This window comes from Nocardioides conyzicola, from assembly GCF_039543825.1.
Lineage (GTDB): Bacteria > Actinomycetota > Actinomycetes > Propionibacteriales > Nocardioidaceae > Nocardioides > Nocardioides conyzicola.
The window spans coordinates 1,772,410-1,787,658 of record NZ_BAABKM010000002.1 but is presented as its reverse complement, the minus strand read 5'-3'; the positions used below and the strand labels follow the sequence as shown (position 1 = coordinate 1,787,658).

Here is a 15,249-nt window from a genome sequence, read left to right as displayed (position 1 = left end):
GTGACCTTGCCTTAGCTGCTCGGGGAGGTGCTGTCGGACGGGGACTCGGACGGGGACTCGCTCGGCGACTCCGATGCCGACTCGCTCGGCGACTCCGGCGGCACCGGTCCCCAGAACGTCACGTTGACGGTGTCGCCGACCTGCAACGCACCGGTCGGGTTGACGCTCTCGACGTCGCCCTCGATCTGGTCGCCGGGGTTGTCGATCCGCTCGGTGTTCACGCGCAGGCCCAGGTCGGCGAGCTCGCGCTGGACGTCGGCGAGCGGCCGGTCGACGTACTGGCTCTCGTCGATGCGCACCGTGGTGTCCTCGGTCGCGCTCGAGGTGGGCTCGCTGGGCGACGAGGGCGCCGACGACGACGGCGTCGGGGTCGGGGTCTGCTCCTCGTCGGGTCCCGTGTCGTCGCCGTTCTGCGTCAGCAGCAGGATGATGACGGCGACGACCACCACGATCGCGATCACGGCAGCGATCGCCCACCCCCAGCCGGAGCGCTCCTCCTCGTACGTCATCGGCGGCGGCGGGGCGACCGGCGGCGGCACCGGTGCGATCACCTGGGTGGCGGGCTCGGGGGCCCGCGGCGCGACGACCTGGGTGGCGGCGGTCGCCGGGCTGCGCAGGGCGGCCGCGAAGGCGCTGCCGTCGGCGAAGCGCTCGGCGGGGTCCTTCGCCAGCGCCCGGCGTACGACGGCGGCGAGGTCGGCGGGGACCGACGGCGGCAGGTCCGGCACGGGCTCGCGCAGGTGGGCGAGCGCGGTCGCGACCGCGGTCTCGCCGACGAACGGCCGGCGGCCGACCAGGCACTCGAACGCCACGACGCCCAACGAGTAGACGTCGGACGCCGGGGACGCGGTCAGCCCCTGGGCCTGCTCGGGGGAGAGGTACTGCGGGGTGCCCATCACCTCGCCGGTGCTGGTGAGCCCGACCCCCTCGGCTGCGCGGGCGATGCCGAAGTCGGTCACCTTGATCTGCCGGTCGGGGGTGACGATCAGGTTGGCCGGCTTCACGTCGCGGTGCACGATGCCGTTGGCGTGGGCGGCGCCGAGACCGTCGGCCGCCTGGGCGAGGAGCTCGCGGACCGCCAGCGGGTCCATAGGTACGTCGGGGCGCATCACGGCCGACAGTGGCTGACCGTCGACGAGCTCCATCACCAGGTAGGGCCGGCGGGAGCGCGAGCCGTCGGTCATGGACGCCTCGCCGACGTCGTACACGGTGGCGATGTTGGGGTGGTGCAGCGAGGCGGCGTGCTGCGCCTCGGACTCGAAGCGCACCCGGAAGGTCGGGTTGTCGGCGAACTCGGTCTTGAGCAGCTTCACCGCGACCTGCCGGTCGAGGAGGGTGTCGGTCGCGCGCCACACCTCGCCCATGCCGCCGGTCGCGATCCGGGAGTCGAGCCGGTAGCGCCGGGAGTCGTCCGCGAACCCGTGGGGTGTCTGGCTCACCTGATCACCGCTTCCATGACTGCCTTGGCAATGGGGCCGCCGTAGACGCCACCCGCGATCTCACCGCGGGGGATGTCGGCCTTCTGGATCATCACGGCCACGGCGACCTCGGGGTTGTCGGCCGGTGCGAACGAGATGTACCAGGCGTACGGCGGCACGTCGTCGATCCCGCTCTGGGCGGTGCCGGTCTTGCCGGCGACCGAGATGCCGGGGATCGCACCCGGCGACGCGGTGCCGTTGTCGACCGTGCTGACCATCAGCTTGGTGACCTCGTTGGCGGTGGTGGCCGAGACGGCCTGGGAGAACTTCTCGGGGTCCGTCTTGCTGAGCACGTTGAGGTCGGCCGACTGCTCCTCGTCGACCAGGTAGGGCTTCATCACGGAGCCGTCGTTGGCGAGGCCGGCGGCGACCATGGCCATCTGCAGCGGGGTCGCGGCCACCTCGAACTGGCCGAAGCCGGTCTGGCCGAGCTGGGCCTTGTTGAGGTCCTCCGGGAAGACCGAGATGGCCTGCGGCGACAGGTCGTCGAAGTAGTGCTGGTTGAACCCGAACCCGTCGGCGGTCTTGGCCATGTCCTCGGCGCCGACCTCGCCCGCGAGCTGGGCGAACGTGGTGTTGCAGGACTGCTCCATCGCCTGGGCGAACGGGATCTTGGCGCCGTTGGCGCCGCAGCTGCGGCCCTCGTTGTCGATCACGCCGCTCTCGCCGCTGGTCAGCGGGAGCTGGTAGGTCACGCCGCCGGGCACCTCGGAGTCGGCGTCGTACAGGCCCTTGTCGATCGCGGCCGCGGCGGTGACGACCTTGAACGTCGAGCCGGGGGGCAGTCGGGTCTGGATCGCCCGGTTGAGCAGCGGCTCGGTCGGGTCGTCGTTGAGCTGCTTGGCCCGCTTCGCGACCGCCGACAGGTCGTGCGACGCCAGCTTGTTGGGGTCGAAGGTCGGCAGAGACACCATCGCGAGCACCTTGCCGGTGGCCGGCTCGAGCGCCACCACGGAGCCCTGCACGCCGTCGCCGAGGGCCGCGAGCCCGTCGTACGCCGCCTGCTGCGCCTTGGGGTCGATCGTCAGCGTGACGTTGCCGCCCTTCGGCGGGTCGCTGCTGAGCAGGTCGACGAAGTTGTTGACGAACAGCCGCGGGTCGTCGCCGGAGAGCACCGAGTTGCGGGACCGCTCGATGCCGGTGGCGCCGTAGTAGGAGAAGTAGCCGGTGATCGGCGCGTACTGCAGCGGCTTGGGGTAGGTGCGCTGGAACTTGTACTCGTCGTGGGACTTCACGCTCTCGGCCACCGGGTTGCGGCCGGGCAGCAGGATCGCGCCGCGCTCCTGGGAGTAGGCCGCCACCTGCACGCGCCGGTTGAGCGGGTTGTCGTTGAGCGCCCCGGCCTTCCAGTACTGCAGGTAGGTGGCGTTGACCATCAGCGCCACGAAGAGCAGCAGGCAGAAGATCGAGACCGTGCGGATCGGCTTGTTCACGCGTTCACCACCTTGACCACCTGGGTGTCGTCGGTGCTGATGGCGGTGGTGTCGTCGGAGATCGACGGCAGCGGGCGCCTGGCCTGGTCGGAGATGCGGAGCAGCAACGCGATGATCACCCAGTTGGCGACGAGGGAGGAACCGCCGTACGAGAGGAACGGCGTGGTGAGACCGGTGAGCGGGATGAGCCCGGTGACGCCGCCGACGACGACGAAGACCTGCAGCGCGATCGCGCTGCCGAGACCGGTGGCGACCAGCTTGCCGAAGGCGTCGCGGCAGATCAGCGCGGTGCGCAGCGCGCGCTCGACGATCAGGCCGTAAATCATCAGCACCGCCATGACGGCGGTCAGGCCGAGCTCCTCACCGATCGAGGAGAGGATGAAGTCGGAGTTGGCGTAGGGCACCCGGTTGGGGTCACCGTCGCCGAAGCCGCGCCCGATCAGGCCACCCCAGCCCATGCCGAACCTGGCCTCGACCGGCTGGAAGGCCTTGTCGCTGGTGCCCGGGCCGTAGAAGTCGAACGGGTGCTGCCAGATGTCGAAGCGGATCCGGACGTGCCCGAAGAGGAAGTAGGCGAGCGTCGCGCCGCCGACGAACATCAGCCCGCCGACGACCAGCCAACCGGGCCGTTCGGTGGAGACGTAGAGCATGATCAGGAAGAGGCCGAAGAAGAGCAGGCTCGAGCCGAGGTCGTGCTGGAAGACCAGGATGCCGAGGCTGACCAGCCACATCGCGAGGATCGGTCCGAGGTCGCGGCCGCGCGGCAGGTCGACGAAGAGCACGCGGCGCCCGGCGAGGGCCAGGGCGTCGCGGTGCAGCACCAGGTAGCCGGCGAACGCGATCACCAGCAGCACCTTGGCGAGCTCACCGGGCTGGAAGCTGAACGGGCCGAGGTGGATCCAGATCCGGGCGCCGTTGATGGTGCGGCCGATGCCCGGCAACAGCGGCATCAGCAGGAGCGCGATGGCGGCGAGGCCGCTGGTGTAGGTGAAGCGCTGGAGCACGCGGTGGTCGCGGATCGCCACGAGGCTGACCACGAAGAGGATGACGCCGAGCGTCATCCAGATGAGCTGCTGCCGGGCGAACCCGTCGGCGTCGCCGGCGGCCTCCTTGGCGAGGTCGATGCGGTGGATGACCGCGAGGCCGAGCCCGTTGAGCGCCGCGACCACCGGCAGCAGCACGGGGTCGGCGTACGGCGCGACCAGGCGGATCACCACGTGCGCGCCGATGACGAGGGCGGCCAGCCAGCCGCCGTACCCGAGGAGGTCGGCCGGGACCTCACCCTGGACGCCGATGCCGACCGCGGCGTACGCACCGATGCCGACGGCGAGCGCCAGGACCAGCAGGAAGAGCTCGGCACCGCGGCGTCGGCGGTGCACGAACCCCATGAGGGTCGAGGACTGGTTCCTCGTGGTCTGAGCCATCTCAGCCGTCCGTCGCCGTGGTGGCGGGCTGCTGGTTGCTGGCGAGGCGCTGGACCGCCTTCTGGGCGTCCGCGAGGTCGGTCGCGTCGATCCCGTCGCGCACCTTGCCCGCGTCGAAGTCGGACAGGCGGTCGAGCTCGACGTCGGTGGTCTGGTAGGGCTCGGAGAGGTCGAAGCCACCGACGGAGGCGTTGACGCCGCGGAAGATGACGACCGCGCCGTCCTGCTCCCCGACGTAGTACTGGTGCTGGGACCACGACCACAGGGCGGCCAGCCCGACCCAGGCGATGCCGACGGCGACGGCCGCGGCGAAGAGGCGCTTGGCCCAGGCGTAGCGGCGCGGCGGCCGGGGCGCGTAGCGCACCGCCTCCGGGTCGGAGTCGATGGCGTCGTACGGCGCGCCCTCGGGCAGGTCGGCCGGCACCGGGTCGAGCTCACCGGTGTCGCCCGAGCGGTGCCCGCGGAAGAGGCCGCCGGTGCGGCCGCGCTGCAGGCGGCGCTCGGCAGCGGCGCCGACGACCAGCGCCTCGGCCACGGGGGCCGCGTCGTCGGCCGCGAGGACGTCGGCCACCACGCAGGTCACGTTGTCGCTGCTGCCGGCCTCGAGGCTGGCGCGGACCAGCTCGACCGCGGCGTACTCCGGGCTGCCGGAGGAGAGGATGTCGGCCATCCGACCGTCCGTCAGGACGCCGCAGGCGCCGTCGCTGCAGACCAGCAGCCGGTCGCCGGGCCCGATGTCGAGCACGAAGAGGTCGGGCTCGCTGTCGCTGACCGCGTCGATCGCGCGCATGATCAGGTTGCGGTGCGGGTGGACCCGCGCCTCCTCCTCCGTGATCCGGCCCTCGTCGATGAGGGTCTGCACGAAGGTGTGGTCGACGGTCAGCTGGCGGATCGCGCCGTCGCGGTAGAGGTAGGCCCGGCTGTCGCCCACGTGCCCGATGCCGAGGCGGGTGCCGTCGAAGGCGAGCACGGTGGCGGTCGTGCTGGTGCCGCTGAGGGCGGGGTCCTCGTCGACGAGCTCGACGAGCCGGTCGTGGGCCCGGTGGATGGCACCTGCCACGCGTCCGAGCAGCTCCTCGGCGGAGTCGCTGCCGGGGGGCTCGTCGAGGCGCCGCAGCTGGGTGATGGCGGTGGCCGAGGCGATGTCGCCGCGGGCGGCGCCGCCGACGCCGTCACAGACGGCGAGGAGCCACGGCCCGGCGTACCCGGAGTCCTGGTTGTCGCGACGGACCCGGCCGACGTCGGACACGGCGCCGTAGTCGAGGCGCAGCCGTGGCAGCGCTGCCTCAGGCGGCTGGTCGGACATCCCCGGCTACTTCCTGAGCTCGATGATCGTCTTGCCGACCCGTACCTGGGTGCCCATGGTGATCGTGGTCGGCTGGGTGATCCGGACGGTGCCGACGAAGGTGCCGTTGGTCGAGCCGAGGTCCTCGACGAACCACTGGTCGCCGGACGCGGCGATCCGGGCGTGCCGCGTCGAGACGTAGTCGTCGTCGAGGCGGATGGCGGCGTCGCTCCCGCGCCCGATCAGCACCGGGCCCTGCGAGAGCTCGGCGCGCTCGCCGACGTTGGAGCCCTCGGTGACGATCGCGTGGGTGGGGACGGTGCGCCGCTTGCCGGGCTTGGGCTGCTTGGCCGGCTTCGGGGCCTTGCCGCCGCCGCCGCGCGCCGCCTCCGGCACGCGTGCGCCGAACATGTCCGAGCGGATCACCGAGATGGCGGACAGCACGAAGATCCAGAGGATCGCGAGATAGGCGATCCGGATCAGGAACAGCGTCAGCTCAGACATGGGGCGACCATCCTCACCGCTCCTCGAGGACACGGACGACGAGCGTGGTGGTGCCGATGCGCACCTCGGAGCCGTCGCGCAGCCCGGTGTGGGTGATCCGGTGGCCATCGACGAGCATGCCGTTGGTCGAGCCGAGGTCGTGGACCTCGAGCGCGATCCCGCGCTCGCCGCCACCGGTGACGGTGAACTCGATGTGCCGCCGGCTCACGCCCGGGTCGTTGATGCGCAGGTCCGCCTCGGTGCCGCGGCCGACGACCAGCCCGGGGGGCTGCAGCGGGTGCCGGGTGCCGTTGACCTCGAGGAACGCCCGCGCGCGGCCGACCTGGGTGGCGGTGGCGTCGCTGGTGACCTTCGCCTGCGCGCGGCTGCGGATCCGGAACCGGCCGGTGGTGAGGTCCTCGGCCGGGTCGAACGCGATGCTCACCGGCCCCGGGAAGACGTAGCTCTGCTCGTCGGCGTGGTCGCGCAGCTGTCGGACGAGCTCGTCGGCGAGCGCGCTGTCGTACGGCGCCAGCCGGTCCAGGTCGGTCCCCGAGAGCTCCACGTGGAAGTCGTTCGGGACCAGCCGACGGTCCCGGGAGAGGATCTGGGCGTTGTTGTCGCACTCGCGCTGGAGCGCGGCGGCGATCTCGACGGGCTGCACCGCCGAGCGGAAGGCCCGGGCGAACGCGCCCGAGATCATCTGCTCGAGCCTGTTCTCCAGACGCTGGAGTCCACCCACGTCGCCCCCCTTCCTTCGCTGTCACCAGTCCGGCCCGGCCGGGCTCCGACGATCGTATCGGGGTCGACGATCCCGACGAGGTATGCCCTCGCCCCGGTTTGGGGCAAACCCGAGCGCTGGGATAACCTTGGCCCGCTTCACGCGCGAGTGGCGGAACGGCAGACGCGCTGGCTTCAGGTGCCAGTGTCCGAAAGGGCGTGGGGGTTCAAATCCCCCCTCGCGCACGTGTAAGCGGGATTTCTCCCGTTTGGTTGTACAGAGAAGGGCCAGGTCTATGAGACCTGGCCCTTACTGTGTCCGGCCGAAGTCCCGACGCGATAGTTCGGACCAGGCAGTTTCGCCGTGTGCGTGTCACCAACCCGATCCGGCGTCCATCGGGACGAGACAGCGACACCGCACCTCGTCTGCAACAGCTCGTGGAGGCCGTTGAGGCTGTATGGCCTAACCGGCAGCGGCGATGGCGCGCAGGTCGTCGGCGTCGTACTCGTAGACGCTTCGAGAAGCGCCGCGGTCGGCTCGCCGCTGTGCGCGGATCTGCTGGTGGACTGTCAGCATCCGCTTGTACATCGGGAGCATCGGGCAGTGGGAGTTCCCTCCGTCGTACATGTCGCTGAGCCGCGGCTCGACCTCAGCCCACCGTCGGTTGCTCACCAAGTACCGGACGTACTCGAGCATGTGTCCCTCGAGCGTGTCATTGAGGTCGAAGCCGTTGAACTCGAGCGTCTCGCGGACGTCCTCGCCCAGAGCGACTCGTTCGTCGTCGCTGAGCTGGGTGAGGGCGTGGCTGGTGAGTCGGAACATGTCGAGGATGTCCATCACGAGTCGACAGTCCTCGCGGGACAACTCCGGCGAGATCGACGCGAACTCGTCGGAGTACTCGAGCGTGTAGCCCCCCTGGAGTGCCGCCATCCGCTTCTGGTGGTACTCGACGTCGCCCGGGTCATCAGCGCGAAGCGCGGCGAGGATCTCGTGCTGCTGGCTCAGGATGAGGCGCTGGACGTCCCCGAGCGCGAGTGGGGTGGTGGGACCGTCCGTTTCTTCGCCGCGTCCGCGCAGCGCGTCGATCTGCGTGCGCAGCAGCTCGCTGACCGTCATGCCCCGTGCGGTCGCCAGGTCCTCTATGTCGTCGCGAACGTCATCGCTGACGCGGATCGTGATCGTGGGCATTCTGACCTCCGTGCTGTCGTACAGTGTTCGGCGTGTCGTACAGTACACACATTGTAGGTCAGTATGACGAACCTGTCCTGGTGTGTCGGGATGGCTTGGCATGGTCAGCGCATTGCCACCAACGAGACTGCTGCAAGAACGGCCCCGTCACTTCCGGCTGCGGAACGCGTTTGGGTCGACGTGAACGGGCCAGCAACGGGTCTTTGGGACCCGTCCGATCAGGACCAACCGCGGAGTCGTGGGTCTCCACGTGTCTTGCTTCGGGGGAGTGGGGCCACAGGAAGCGCCCCATGTCCAGGCTGTCAGGCGCTCCGGGCAACCCCGTCGGCACCCGGGTCCGACGTGAGTGGCTCTACTGCCTCGACCAGCATGCGTAGCTCGTCGCGGAACCGGTCCTCCACCTCGCTGGTGTACTGCAACACGCCCTGCGCCCGGCTGACTGCTGACCGCGCCGTTGCTTGTCGGTGCGCAGCCGCGTCCACCGTCTCGAGCATCTCGTCCTCCCCGTTGCGCCCGTACGCGGCGACCTCGTAGCGGGTCTTGCGGAGCACTCGTTCGAAGTGCTCGACGAGGTTCTTCGCACGCTTGTACTCACGATCCGCGCCTCGCCGGCACGTCTCGGAGCAGTACTCACGTCGTCGTCCCCGCCCTGGTGTCTGAACGATGAGCTTCTTGCACGACAGCCGTGCGCAGTACTCGGCGATCTCGAACTCGGTGTCTTCGTCGATCTCAGCCATGTCCGCTTCCGTCCGGTTGTACGCGCGAAGAAGGTCAGTGACGTTCGCCCACTTCGCTTCAAGTGCTGACAATTCTCCGGGAAGAGTGCGGTCGATAGGCGCAGAAACGCCGAACTACATCGGCGTGTTTAAGCGCGAATTGACGCGGAAATTGGCGAGACACGCCAGTAGCGCTTCACGGGAGCGGGGTCCGAGAGGTGTTCACTGACATTGGTCCGCAACAGTGGGTCCGCGAAAAGAAGAGCGGAAAAGCCAAAACGCCCGGCTGGCCGGCCGGGCGCTGAGGCGCACGAGACAGGTGAAGGTCTCTATGCGGGGTGATGCACTCCGGATACCACCACCTCCTCGTGCTCCGCGCAAGCGAACGAGGAAGGAGGTGGTGTGGATGAGCAAGAACACGCGACAGACCAGCGCGCAGGCCGCGAAGGCGGCAAGCAAGACGCTGAACAGCTCGAAGTCGCCGAAGGCTGCGAAGACGGCAGCTGGTTCTGCCCTGTCCCAGACGCCGTCTAAGCGTCGCGGGAAGTAAGGGCCGGCGGGCCGCCTGGTCCGCCGGCTCTGGGTGTCGGCTACACGTCCCGAGATGTCGCCGACACCCACCTCTCCATCAGATCCGGAACAGAAGGGAGAGAGCCGTGAGGTTCTCTGTAGAAAATGACGCAGGTGGGCGCTCCACCTGGAAGTTGTACGCCGACAACGACCGAGAGGTCGCGTGGGCGGGTGAGTCGTTCGCGTCCACGTCGAACGCTCAGCGTGCGGCGGCCGCGTTCAAGGCTGGCGCTAAGGCCGCCCGGTACGAGGTGTACCTCGACGACGGCGACAAGTACCGGTGGCGAGCGTGGAAGTCGTCGGACAAGGTCGCGTCGTCCGGCGAGTCGTTCTCCAGCAAGTCGGCTGCGCAGACGGCGGCCGACAACGTCCGGGACAACGCCGGCAGCGCCACCTTGTAGTTCGACCGACAGCGGCGAGGCCCGCCGACATCTGTCGGCGGGCCTTGCTTCGTTCTCGGTAGTCATAGTCGTTGTCGACTCCGTTCGGTGACTTGGGGGCGTATCGGGTCACCACCGCCGGCGGCGAGGGGGTGTTCGGTGCCGGTCATGACGGCAACGATCTCGACCGTGGTGGGCGCTCCATCGCTAGCGTGACTGCATGACGAAGAGCTTCACCGCGGAAGACCTCCAGGCCGCCCAGGCGAGACTGGCCGACCTGGACAAGAACCTGCTCGCGCCTGCGGTCATCTGGGATGCGATGTTGCGTCTCGCGAACGGCGCGCCCGTCGAAGCCCACCTCGTGCAGGTCCACGTGGAGAACAGGGTGACCGACTGGCGTGCTCTGTGGCTGACAGCATCCCGGGCCGTCGTCGGGTTCGCCTCGAAGGATGCGCCGGACTGGGACGCATACGACCCGGACGAAGAACCGGACCGTGCCAGCGTCTGGGCACGGAGGCGAACCGACATCGTCGCTGTGGAGCTCACGAACCTGGCGACGCGCAAGCATCGCTACATCGAAACCCGCGAGTGGGACACCGAGCGGGCGCAGATCGTGTTCCGCGACGGAACGACTCTGGACCTGCCGCTAGTTCCGGGCCGACTTGGCCGGCACGGCAGGGAAGACCTGTCGGCGATCATCGACGTGCTCTGCGAGGGACTTTGACTGGCATGCGCCGCCTCGACCCTGGTTAGGGGACGGCGGCAAGGCTGTTGATGCGCTACCTCAGGTCGCGGAGCCGTTGCAGGAGCGTGTGAGCGAGGTCGGCGCCCAGGTCGCCGAACCCACCCGACAGCCTGTCCTTCGCGACCACGAAGTCGCCGCCTACCCGGACGGCGGCCCCCAGGGTGGTCCTCATGTGGCCGGAGTTCCGCCCTCCCATGCGTCGGGGGTCGCCCTCCCACACGCGGTCGGCATTGACGAGGCCGACCGCGACCGCGACGTTCTCCGTCTCGACGACGTGCGGAGATGCCAGCCCGAAGAGAAGCGCCAGGGCCTCTTGCAGAGACGCCTGGTCGACCAGCGCTCCCATCGTGTCGGTGTCTAGCGCCCGGAAGGCCCCGGCGGCACCGGCACGGGTCGCGAGCGCGCCACGGAACTCCTCGACGGTGACCTCGTTGCCGAAGGTTCGGTTGCTGTGTGGTGGTCGCACTGCCCAGGCCAGGTCGTCGGAGGAGTTCACGTCGAGCGGGTCTGCGTTGCCCACGAAGTTCGACGTCCGCACGTCTGCCGCGAGCGACTGTGCTCGTCGTGCCATGTCGGCCGCCCCGAGGTAGGGCACGGTGCCGTCGGGGACGACGTGCAGCTCGAGGACCGGGGCGTACACCGAGGAGGGCACGAGACCGCCGCCGCGGCGTTGCGACCAGTTCGCGAGCGTCTGGCCCGACCCGTCGTCGGCCGACACCTCGGAGATCCACGGGACCGATATCGCCCCCGTGGGGTTCTCCTTCCGGAGGGGACCCTGGGACACGCTGACCTGCTCCAACGCCTCCCCGACCGCCTGGTTGCAGGTGAGCGGGTCCATGAACGACCGCCACAGGCGTCCGTTGACGTAGTGACCGACCTCGGCCTTGAACGCACGCTGCTCGGGTTCGTCGGGCTCGTCCACGACCTTGTTGAACACCAGGATCGGGATGCCCCGCTGCCTTGCCCGGGTGAACTCCTCCGCCGTCGGCGCCCGGCCGGTGTCAGGGAGCGGGGTGCCGTACTTCGGGCCCAGCAGGAGCACGTACACGTCAGCTTCCTCGACGCCGGCGAGGCACGCCTCCCTGCTCGACCGGTTCTGCGCCTCAAAGTCCTCGAAGCGCAGACCCTCGTGATGGAGAAGCCGCAGGAACGGAGGCAGCGCGGCCCGCTCGTCGCTGAGCAGATGCGTCACGGATGAGATGAACACCTTCATCGCGTCGCACTCCTGGAGATCCGGTTGTAGTGGAAGCCGGCCGTGTACACGACACCAAGCGTAGAGGCGCAGACCGACAGCGACACCTCGAGGACGTGGTCGCCCGGCGACCGCTCAGGGCCGTCCGGCGCGGGAGTGCACGGGTGTGACGCCTGGGCGCGGCACCGTGCAGAACTGGGCCCGCGCCACGCCCTTAACCCCCTGAAACGGGAGATCTCCGCTTTTGCGCGCGCTGACTCCCCCTCGCGCACGTGAGCATCAGGCCCCGGAGAGATCCGGGGCCTGATGCCATTTCAGCGCAGCATGCGGTAGCGAACCTCGACGGTGTAGCTGCGGACGTCGTACCTGCTGCCCGCGGTGAGGCCGTTGGACCAGAGGATGTAGGGCTTGTCCTTCTTGCGGTCCCAGATGCTCCCGACGTCGACCTTGAGGCCGGGGTGCGCTCGGTGGCCCTTCCCCAGGATCCGGGTGTTGACGAGCCGGCCGTTGCGCGGGCTCAGGTAACCCAGCACCAGGTAGTTGTCCGCCGAGGCGGTCGCGGGCCCTCCGTTGAGGGTGACCCTCGCCCAGGCGTAGCGGTCGTCGAACGCCTTCGGGATGTACATGCCGTGGTTCGTCGCGACCGTGCCGCTCCTGCTGTCGCCCGCGCACTTGGTCTGCGAGTAGAAGCCCAGGGAGCCGCGCGGTCCGCCGCGGGCCGGGGACGCCAGGGTCGAGCAGCGGCCGACGAACGGCTTGCCCGAGCGGGACGCGGCTGCCGTGACGGTGCGCTTGAAGACGGTCCACTGCACCTTCTTGTGCGAGACGGCGATCCGCCCCGACCAGGTGTCCGTGTTGCCGGCCGCGTCGGTCGCGGTGAGCACCATCGTGTAGGTCCCCTCGGGGACGAGGGCGCCGCCGGAGGTGCGACCGTTCCAGTAGACGGAGTCCCCCGACCAGTCCGCGTTGGCGAGCCGCAGGTTGCCGGTGTGGAAGACCCGCTTGCCGGCGCTGTCGGTGACATCGAGCGTGCCGGTGGCCTGCTCGTCGGTGGAGGCCCTGAGCACGACGGCGTCGAGGTAGCTGTCACGGACCGGGTAGACCTGCGTCGGGGGCTTCGTCACCTTCAGCTGGGGGGCCACGCTGTCGACGATGACGTCGACGAGCCGTCCGTCCGCGGCGCCCATGCTTCCCTGGAGCGGGCCGAAGTCGGCGCTGTCGACCGTCATCCGCACGTCGAGGTAGTAGTGGCCGTTGGGTAGGCCGGCCGGGACGGTGAACGGGATCGTCGTGAGCCCGTCGAAGTCGCTGACGACCAGGTCCGCTGGTCCCAGCTCCCCGGTCACCGGTACGGCGAACGGGAGCCGGTCGCCGTCCAGCAGCTCCCAGGTCGCCTCGGGCGTGTCGACGGTCGGAGGCTGCGGCCCGTAGTAGATCCTCGCGTGGTTGAGGCCGGGCCCCCGGACGTCCGCGTTGTCCATGTTCACGACGGCGATGTGTGACCAGGCCTGGAGGTCCGGGGACGACGCTGCTTGTGTGCAGGTGCCGTCGAAGGCGTTCCACTGCTCCGTCGTGCACGACCAGACCAGCAGACGCCCGATGCCCTCCTGGTCCTCGCCCAGGGTGACGTGCCCGGACTCGGGGACGGGCGTGGCGACGGTCAGCCAGGGCATCTGGCTGTCGTACCCCCACGTGGAGAACAGGTGCCCGGCGCCGCTGTTGGAGACCACGGCGTCGTACGAGTACGTCGTCGGGTTGAAGCGGGTGACCTCGGGCCACACGACGGTGACCTCGGAGGCGGGGTCGGCGACCGCGGGCGCCGCGGTGAGCAGGCCGGCCACGAGCATCATCAGGGCCATGACGGTGGTGGGGATCTTCACGCGGGCCTCTCGCTCCGAGTCGCGGACGCACGAGCTGCGACACGCCTCGTATGGTGCCAAGCGAACCGGTCGCGCGCTGGCGTTCGAGAGTTCCTCCGGAGATCTCGGAGGGTGATGTCGAGAACGGTGTGACGGCTCCGTCCTGGGTTCGACGGCGGCCACAATGGCCGCCTCGGACACCGAAGGAGCACCACGATGAAGTACCTGCTGCTGAAGCACTACCGCGGCGGACCCGAGCGGACCGACTACGGCACCGTCCCGATGAGCGACTGGACGCCCGAGGAGGTGTCGGACCACATCGCCTTCATGGGCAGGGTCGCCGACGACCTGCGGGAGCGCGGCGAGTACGTCGACGGGCAGGCGCTGTCGCCCGAGGGGACGTTCGTGCGGTACGACGGGCCCGGCCGTCCGCCGGTGACCGACGGGCCGTTCGCGGAGACCAAGGACCTGATCGCCGGCTGGATGGTCATCGACGTCGAGTCCGAGGCGCGGGCGCACGAGGCCGCGGCGTACCTCTCCTCCGCCCCGGGCAAGGACAGCCAGCCGCTGCGGGAGTGGATCGAGGTCCGGCCCTTCCTCGAGGAGCCGAAGACCTGCACGGACTGACCCCGATGGACACGTTGCTGCGGGACCTGGGTCCTCAGGTCCTGGGTGTCCTCGTCCGCCGCGGAGCCGACTTCGCGGCGGCCGAGGACGCCGTCCAGGAGGCGCTGGTCGAGGCGGTACGCCGCTGGCCGGACGACCCGCCCGCCGAGCCGAAGGGCTGGCTGGTCACCGTGGCCTGGCGGCGGTTCCTCGACGCCCAGCGCTCGGACAGCGCCCGGCAGCGCCGCGAGCTCGCCCAGGTGGAGACGCCACCACCCGGACCCACCGAGCAGCACGACGACACGCTGCTGCTGCTCTTCCTGTGCTGCCACCCGTCGCTGACCCCGGCGTCGTCGGTCGCGCTCACGCTGCGCGCGGTCGGCGGGCTGACGACCCGGCAGATCGCCGAGGCGTACCTGGTGCCGGAGGCGACGATGGCGCAGCGGATCAGCCGCGCCAAGCGGGCCGTCGCCGACGTCGGGATCGGCGCGCCCGGTGACCTGGGCACGGTGCTGAAGGTGCTCTACCTGATCTTCAACGAGGGCTACTCCGGCGAGGTCGACCTGGCCGCGGAGGCGATCCGGCTGACCCGCCAGCTCGCCGGGTCCAGCGACGAGCCCGAGGTCGGGGGGCTGCTCGCACTGATGCTGCTCCACCACGCCCGGCGCGCGGCCCGCTTCACGGCCGACGGCTCCCTGGTGCCGCTCGCGGAGCAGGACCGGTCCCGCTGGGACGGGCACGCGATCGCCGAGGGCGTCGTCGTGCTCCAGGCGGCGCTGGCGCGCGACCGGCTCGGGGAGTACCAGGCCCAGGCGGCGATCGCCGCGCTGCACGCCGACGCACGGACGGCGGAGGAGACCGACTGGAGCCAGATCCTGGAGTGGTACGACGAGCTGGCGCGCCTCACCGACAGCCCCGTCGTCGCCCTCAACCGGGCGGTCGCGGTGGGCGCCGTCGACGGCCCGCTCGCCGGGCTGCGCGCCGTCGAGCAGGTGCCGGACGACGTACCCCGGCACGCTGCGGTCCGCGCCTACCTCCACGAGCAGGCGGGTAACCGCGAGCTCGCGCACGACCTCTACGTCGTGGCCGCGAGCCGCGCGACGTCGGCCGCCGAGCGCGACCACCTCACCCGGCAGGCCGCCCGGCTGCACCGCTGAGCTGCGAGACCA

14 protein-coding genes and 1 tRNA gene are annotated in these 15,249 nt (G+C 70.0%); 5 read left to right on the top strand and 10 right to left on the bottom strand.

The window, feature by feature from the left end; genetic code table 11:
- Positions 1 to 11 precede the first annotated feature (11 nt).
- Genes ABEA34_RS11735 through ABEA34_RS11710 form a run of 6 tightly spaced genes read right to left on the bottom strand, consistent with a single transcriptional unit; the run spans position 12 to position 6,845 of the window.
- Positions 12 to 1,439 carry a serine/threonine-protein kinase gene (locus ABEA34_RS11735; RefSeq protein ID WP_345521444.1) on the bottom strand — a complete coding sequence of 476 codons (1,428 nt, stop codon included), beginning with the start codon at positions 1,437 to 1,439 and terminating at the stop codon, positions 12 to 14.
- Positions 1,436 to 2,911, bottom strand: coding sequence for a peptidoglycan D,D-transpeptidase FtsI family protein (locus tag ABEA34_RS11730; protein ID WP_345521443.1), 1,476 nt, complete (start codon positions 2,909 to 2,911; stop codon positions 1,436 to 1,438). Before ABEA34_RS11730 ends, ABEA34_RS11735 begins: the two co-directional genes overlap by 4 nt.
- Positions 2,908 to 4,335 carry an FtsW/RodA/SpoVE family cell cycle protein gene (locus ABEA34_RS11725; protein WP_345521442.1) on the bottom strand — a complete coding sequence of 476 codons (1,428 nt, stop codon included), beginning with the start codon at positions 4,333 to 4,335 and terminating at the stop codon, positions 2,908 to 2,910. Before ABEA34_RS11725 ends, ABEA34_RS11730 begins: the two co-directional genes overlap by 4 nt.
- Before the next feature lies 1 nt (position 4,336).
- The gene (locus ABEA34_RS11720; protein ID WP_345521441.1) at positions 4,337 to 5,641 is read right to left on the bottom strand and encodes a PP2C family protein-serine/threonine phosphatase; all 1,305 of its coding nucleotides are present in this window, start codon (positions 5,639 to 5,641) and stop codon (positions 4,337 to 4,339) included.
- 6 nt (positions 5,642 to 5,647) lie between these two features.
- Complete coding sequence (locus ABEA34_RS11715; RefSeq protein ID WP_345521440.1) at positions 5,648 to 6,124, bottom strand: FHA domain-containing protein FhaB/FipA; 477 nt, start codon at positions 6,122 to 6,124, stop codon at positions 5,648 to 5,650.
- Between the two features lie 13 nt (positions 6,125 to 6,137).
- The gene (locus ABEA34_RS11710; protein ID WP_345521439.1) at positions 6,138 to 6,845 is read right to left on the bottom strand and encodes an FHA domain-containing protein; all 708 of its coding nucleotides are present in this window, start codon (positions 6,843 to 6,845) and stop codon (positions 6,138 to 6,140) included.
- 141 nt (positions 6,846 to 6,986) lie between these two features.
- Between ABEA34_RS11710 and ABEA34_RS11705 the strand changes: the two genes are divergently transcribed.
- Positions 6,987 to 7,069, top strand: a tRNA-Leu gene (locus ABEA34_RS11705).
- A gap of 217 nt (positions 7,070 to 7,286) precedes the next feature.
- Here the strand turns inward: ABEA34_RS11705 and ABEA34_RS11700 are convergent.
- Both ABEA34_RS11700 and ABEA34_RS11695 read right to left on the bottom strand, forming a co-directional pair.
- A complete protein-coding gene (locus ABEA34_RS11700) occupies positions 7,287 to 8,012 on the bottom strand; it encodes a YfbU family protein (protein WP_345521438.1) in 726 nt (241 codons plus the stop codon).
- 302 nt (positions 8,013 to 8,314) lie between these two features.
- Positions 8,315 to 8,749, bottom strand: a complete 435-nt coding sequence (locus ABEA34_RS11695) for a hypothetical protein (RefSeq protein ID WP_345521437.1) — start codon at positions 8,747 to 8,749, stop codon at positions 8,315 to 8,317.
- A 635-nt stretch (positions 8,750 to 9,384) separates the two neighbouring features.
- On the opposite strand from ABEA34_RS11695, the gene ABEA34_RS11690 reads away from it, so the two are divergent.
- Together ABEA34_RS11690 and ABEA34_RS11685 are read left to right on the top strand one after the other, a co-directional pair.
- Complete coding sequence (locus tag ABEA34_RS11690; protein ID WP_345521436.1) at positions 9,385 to 9,699, top strand: hypothetical protein; 315 nt, start codon at positions 9,385 to 9,387, stop codon at positions 9,697 to 9,699.
- 199 nt (positions 9,700 to 9,898) lie between these two features.
- Positions 9,899 to 10,402 carry a hypothetical protein gene (locus ABEA34_RS11685; RefSeq protein ID WP_345521435.1) on the top strand — a complete coding sequence of 168 codons (504 nt, stop codon included), beginning with the start codon at positions 9,899 to 9,901 and terminating at the stop codon, positions 10,400 to 10,402.
- A gap of 55 nt (positions 10,403 to 10,457) precedes the next feature.
- Here the strand turns inward: ABEA34_RS11685 and ABEA34_RS11680 are convergent, their stop codons facing one another.
- Complete coding sequence (locus ABEA34_RS11680; protein WP_345521434.1) at positions 10,458 to 11,636, bottom strand: DUF4062 domain-containing protein; 1,179 nt, start codon at positions 11,634 to 11,636, stop codon at positions 10,458 to 10,460.
- Between the two features lie 293 nt (positions 11,637 to 11,929).
- Positions 11,930 to 13,495 (bottom strand): T9SS type B sorting domain-containing protein, encoded by a 1,566-nt coding sequence (locus ABEA34_RS11675; protein ID WP_345521433.1) that lies wholly within the window; start codon positions 13,493 to 13,495, stop codon positions 11,930 to 11,932.
- Positions 13,496 to 13,690: 195 nt separating this feature from the next.
- Between ABEA34_RS11675 and ABEA34_RS11670 the strand changes: the two genes are divergently transcribed.
- Both ABEA34_RS11670 and ABEA34_RS11665 read left to right on the top strand, forming a co-directional pair.
- Positions 13,691 to 14,101 carry a YciI family protein gene (locus ABEA34_RS11670; RefSeq protein ID WP_345521432.1) on the top strand — a complete coding sequence of 137 codons (411 nt, stop codon included), beginning with the start codon at positions 13,691 to 13,693 and terminating at the stop codon, positions 14,099 to 14,101.
- 5 nt (positions 14,102 to 14,106) lie between these two features.
- Positions 14,107 to 15,237 carry an RNA polymerase sigma factor gene (locus ABEA34_RS11665; RefSeq protein ID WP_345521431.1) on the top strand — a complete coding sequence of 377 codons (1,131 nt, stop codon included), beginning with the start codon at positions 14,107 to 14,109 and terminating at the stop codon, positions 15,235 to 15,237.
- The last annotated feature ends 12 nt before the right edge of the window (positions 15,238 to 15,249 follow it).

What these genes read in the sequence shown, in the direction of transcription:
- ABEA34_RS11725 (WP_345521442.1), bottom strand. Translation starts at nt 4,335, where the DNA reads ATGGCTCAGACCACGAGGAACCAGTCCTCGACCCTCATGGGGTTCGTG.
- ABEA34_RS11720 (WP_345521441.1), bottom strand. Translation starts at nt 5,641, where the DNA reads ATGTCCGACCAGCCGCCTGAGGCAGCGCTGCCACGGCTGCGCCTCGAC.
- ABEA34_RS11715 (WP_345521440.1), bottom strand. Translation starts at nt 6,124, where the DNA reads ATGTCTGAGCTGACGCTGTTCCTGATCCGGATCGCCTATCTCGCGATC.
- ABEA34_RS11700 (WP_345521438.1), bottom strand. Translation starts at nt 8,012, where the DNA reads ATGCCCACGATCACGATCCGCGTCAGCGATGACGTTCGCGACGACATA.
- ABEA34_RS11695 (WP_345521437.1), bottom strand. Translation starts at nt 8,749, where the DNA reads ATGGCTGAGATCGACGAAGACACCGAGTTCGAGATCGCCGAGTACTGC.
- ABEA34_RS11685 (WP_345521435.1), top strand. Translation starts at nt 9,899, where the DNA reads ATGACGAAGAGCTTCACCGCGGAAGACCTCCAGGCCGCCCAGGCGAGA.
- ABEA34_RS11680 (WP_345521434.1), bottom strand. Translation starts at nt 11,636, where the DNA reads ATGAAGGTGTTCATCTCATCCGTGACGCATCTGCTCAGCGACGAGCGG.
- ABEA34_RS11670 (WP_345521432.1), top strand. Translation starts at nt 13,691, where the DNA reads ATGAAGTACCTGCTGCTGAAGCACTACCGCGGCGGACCCGAGCGGACC.
- ABEA34_RS11665 (WP_345521431.1), top strand. Translation starts at nt 14,107, where the DNA reads ATGGACACGTTGCTGCGGGACCTGGGTCCTCAGGTCCTGGGTGTCCTC.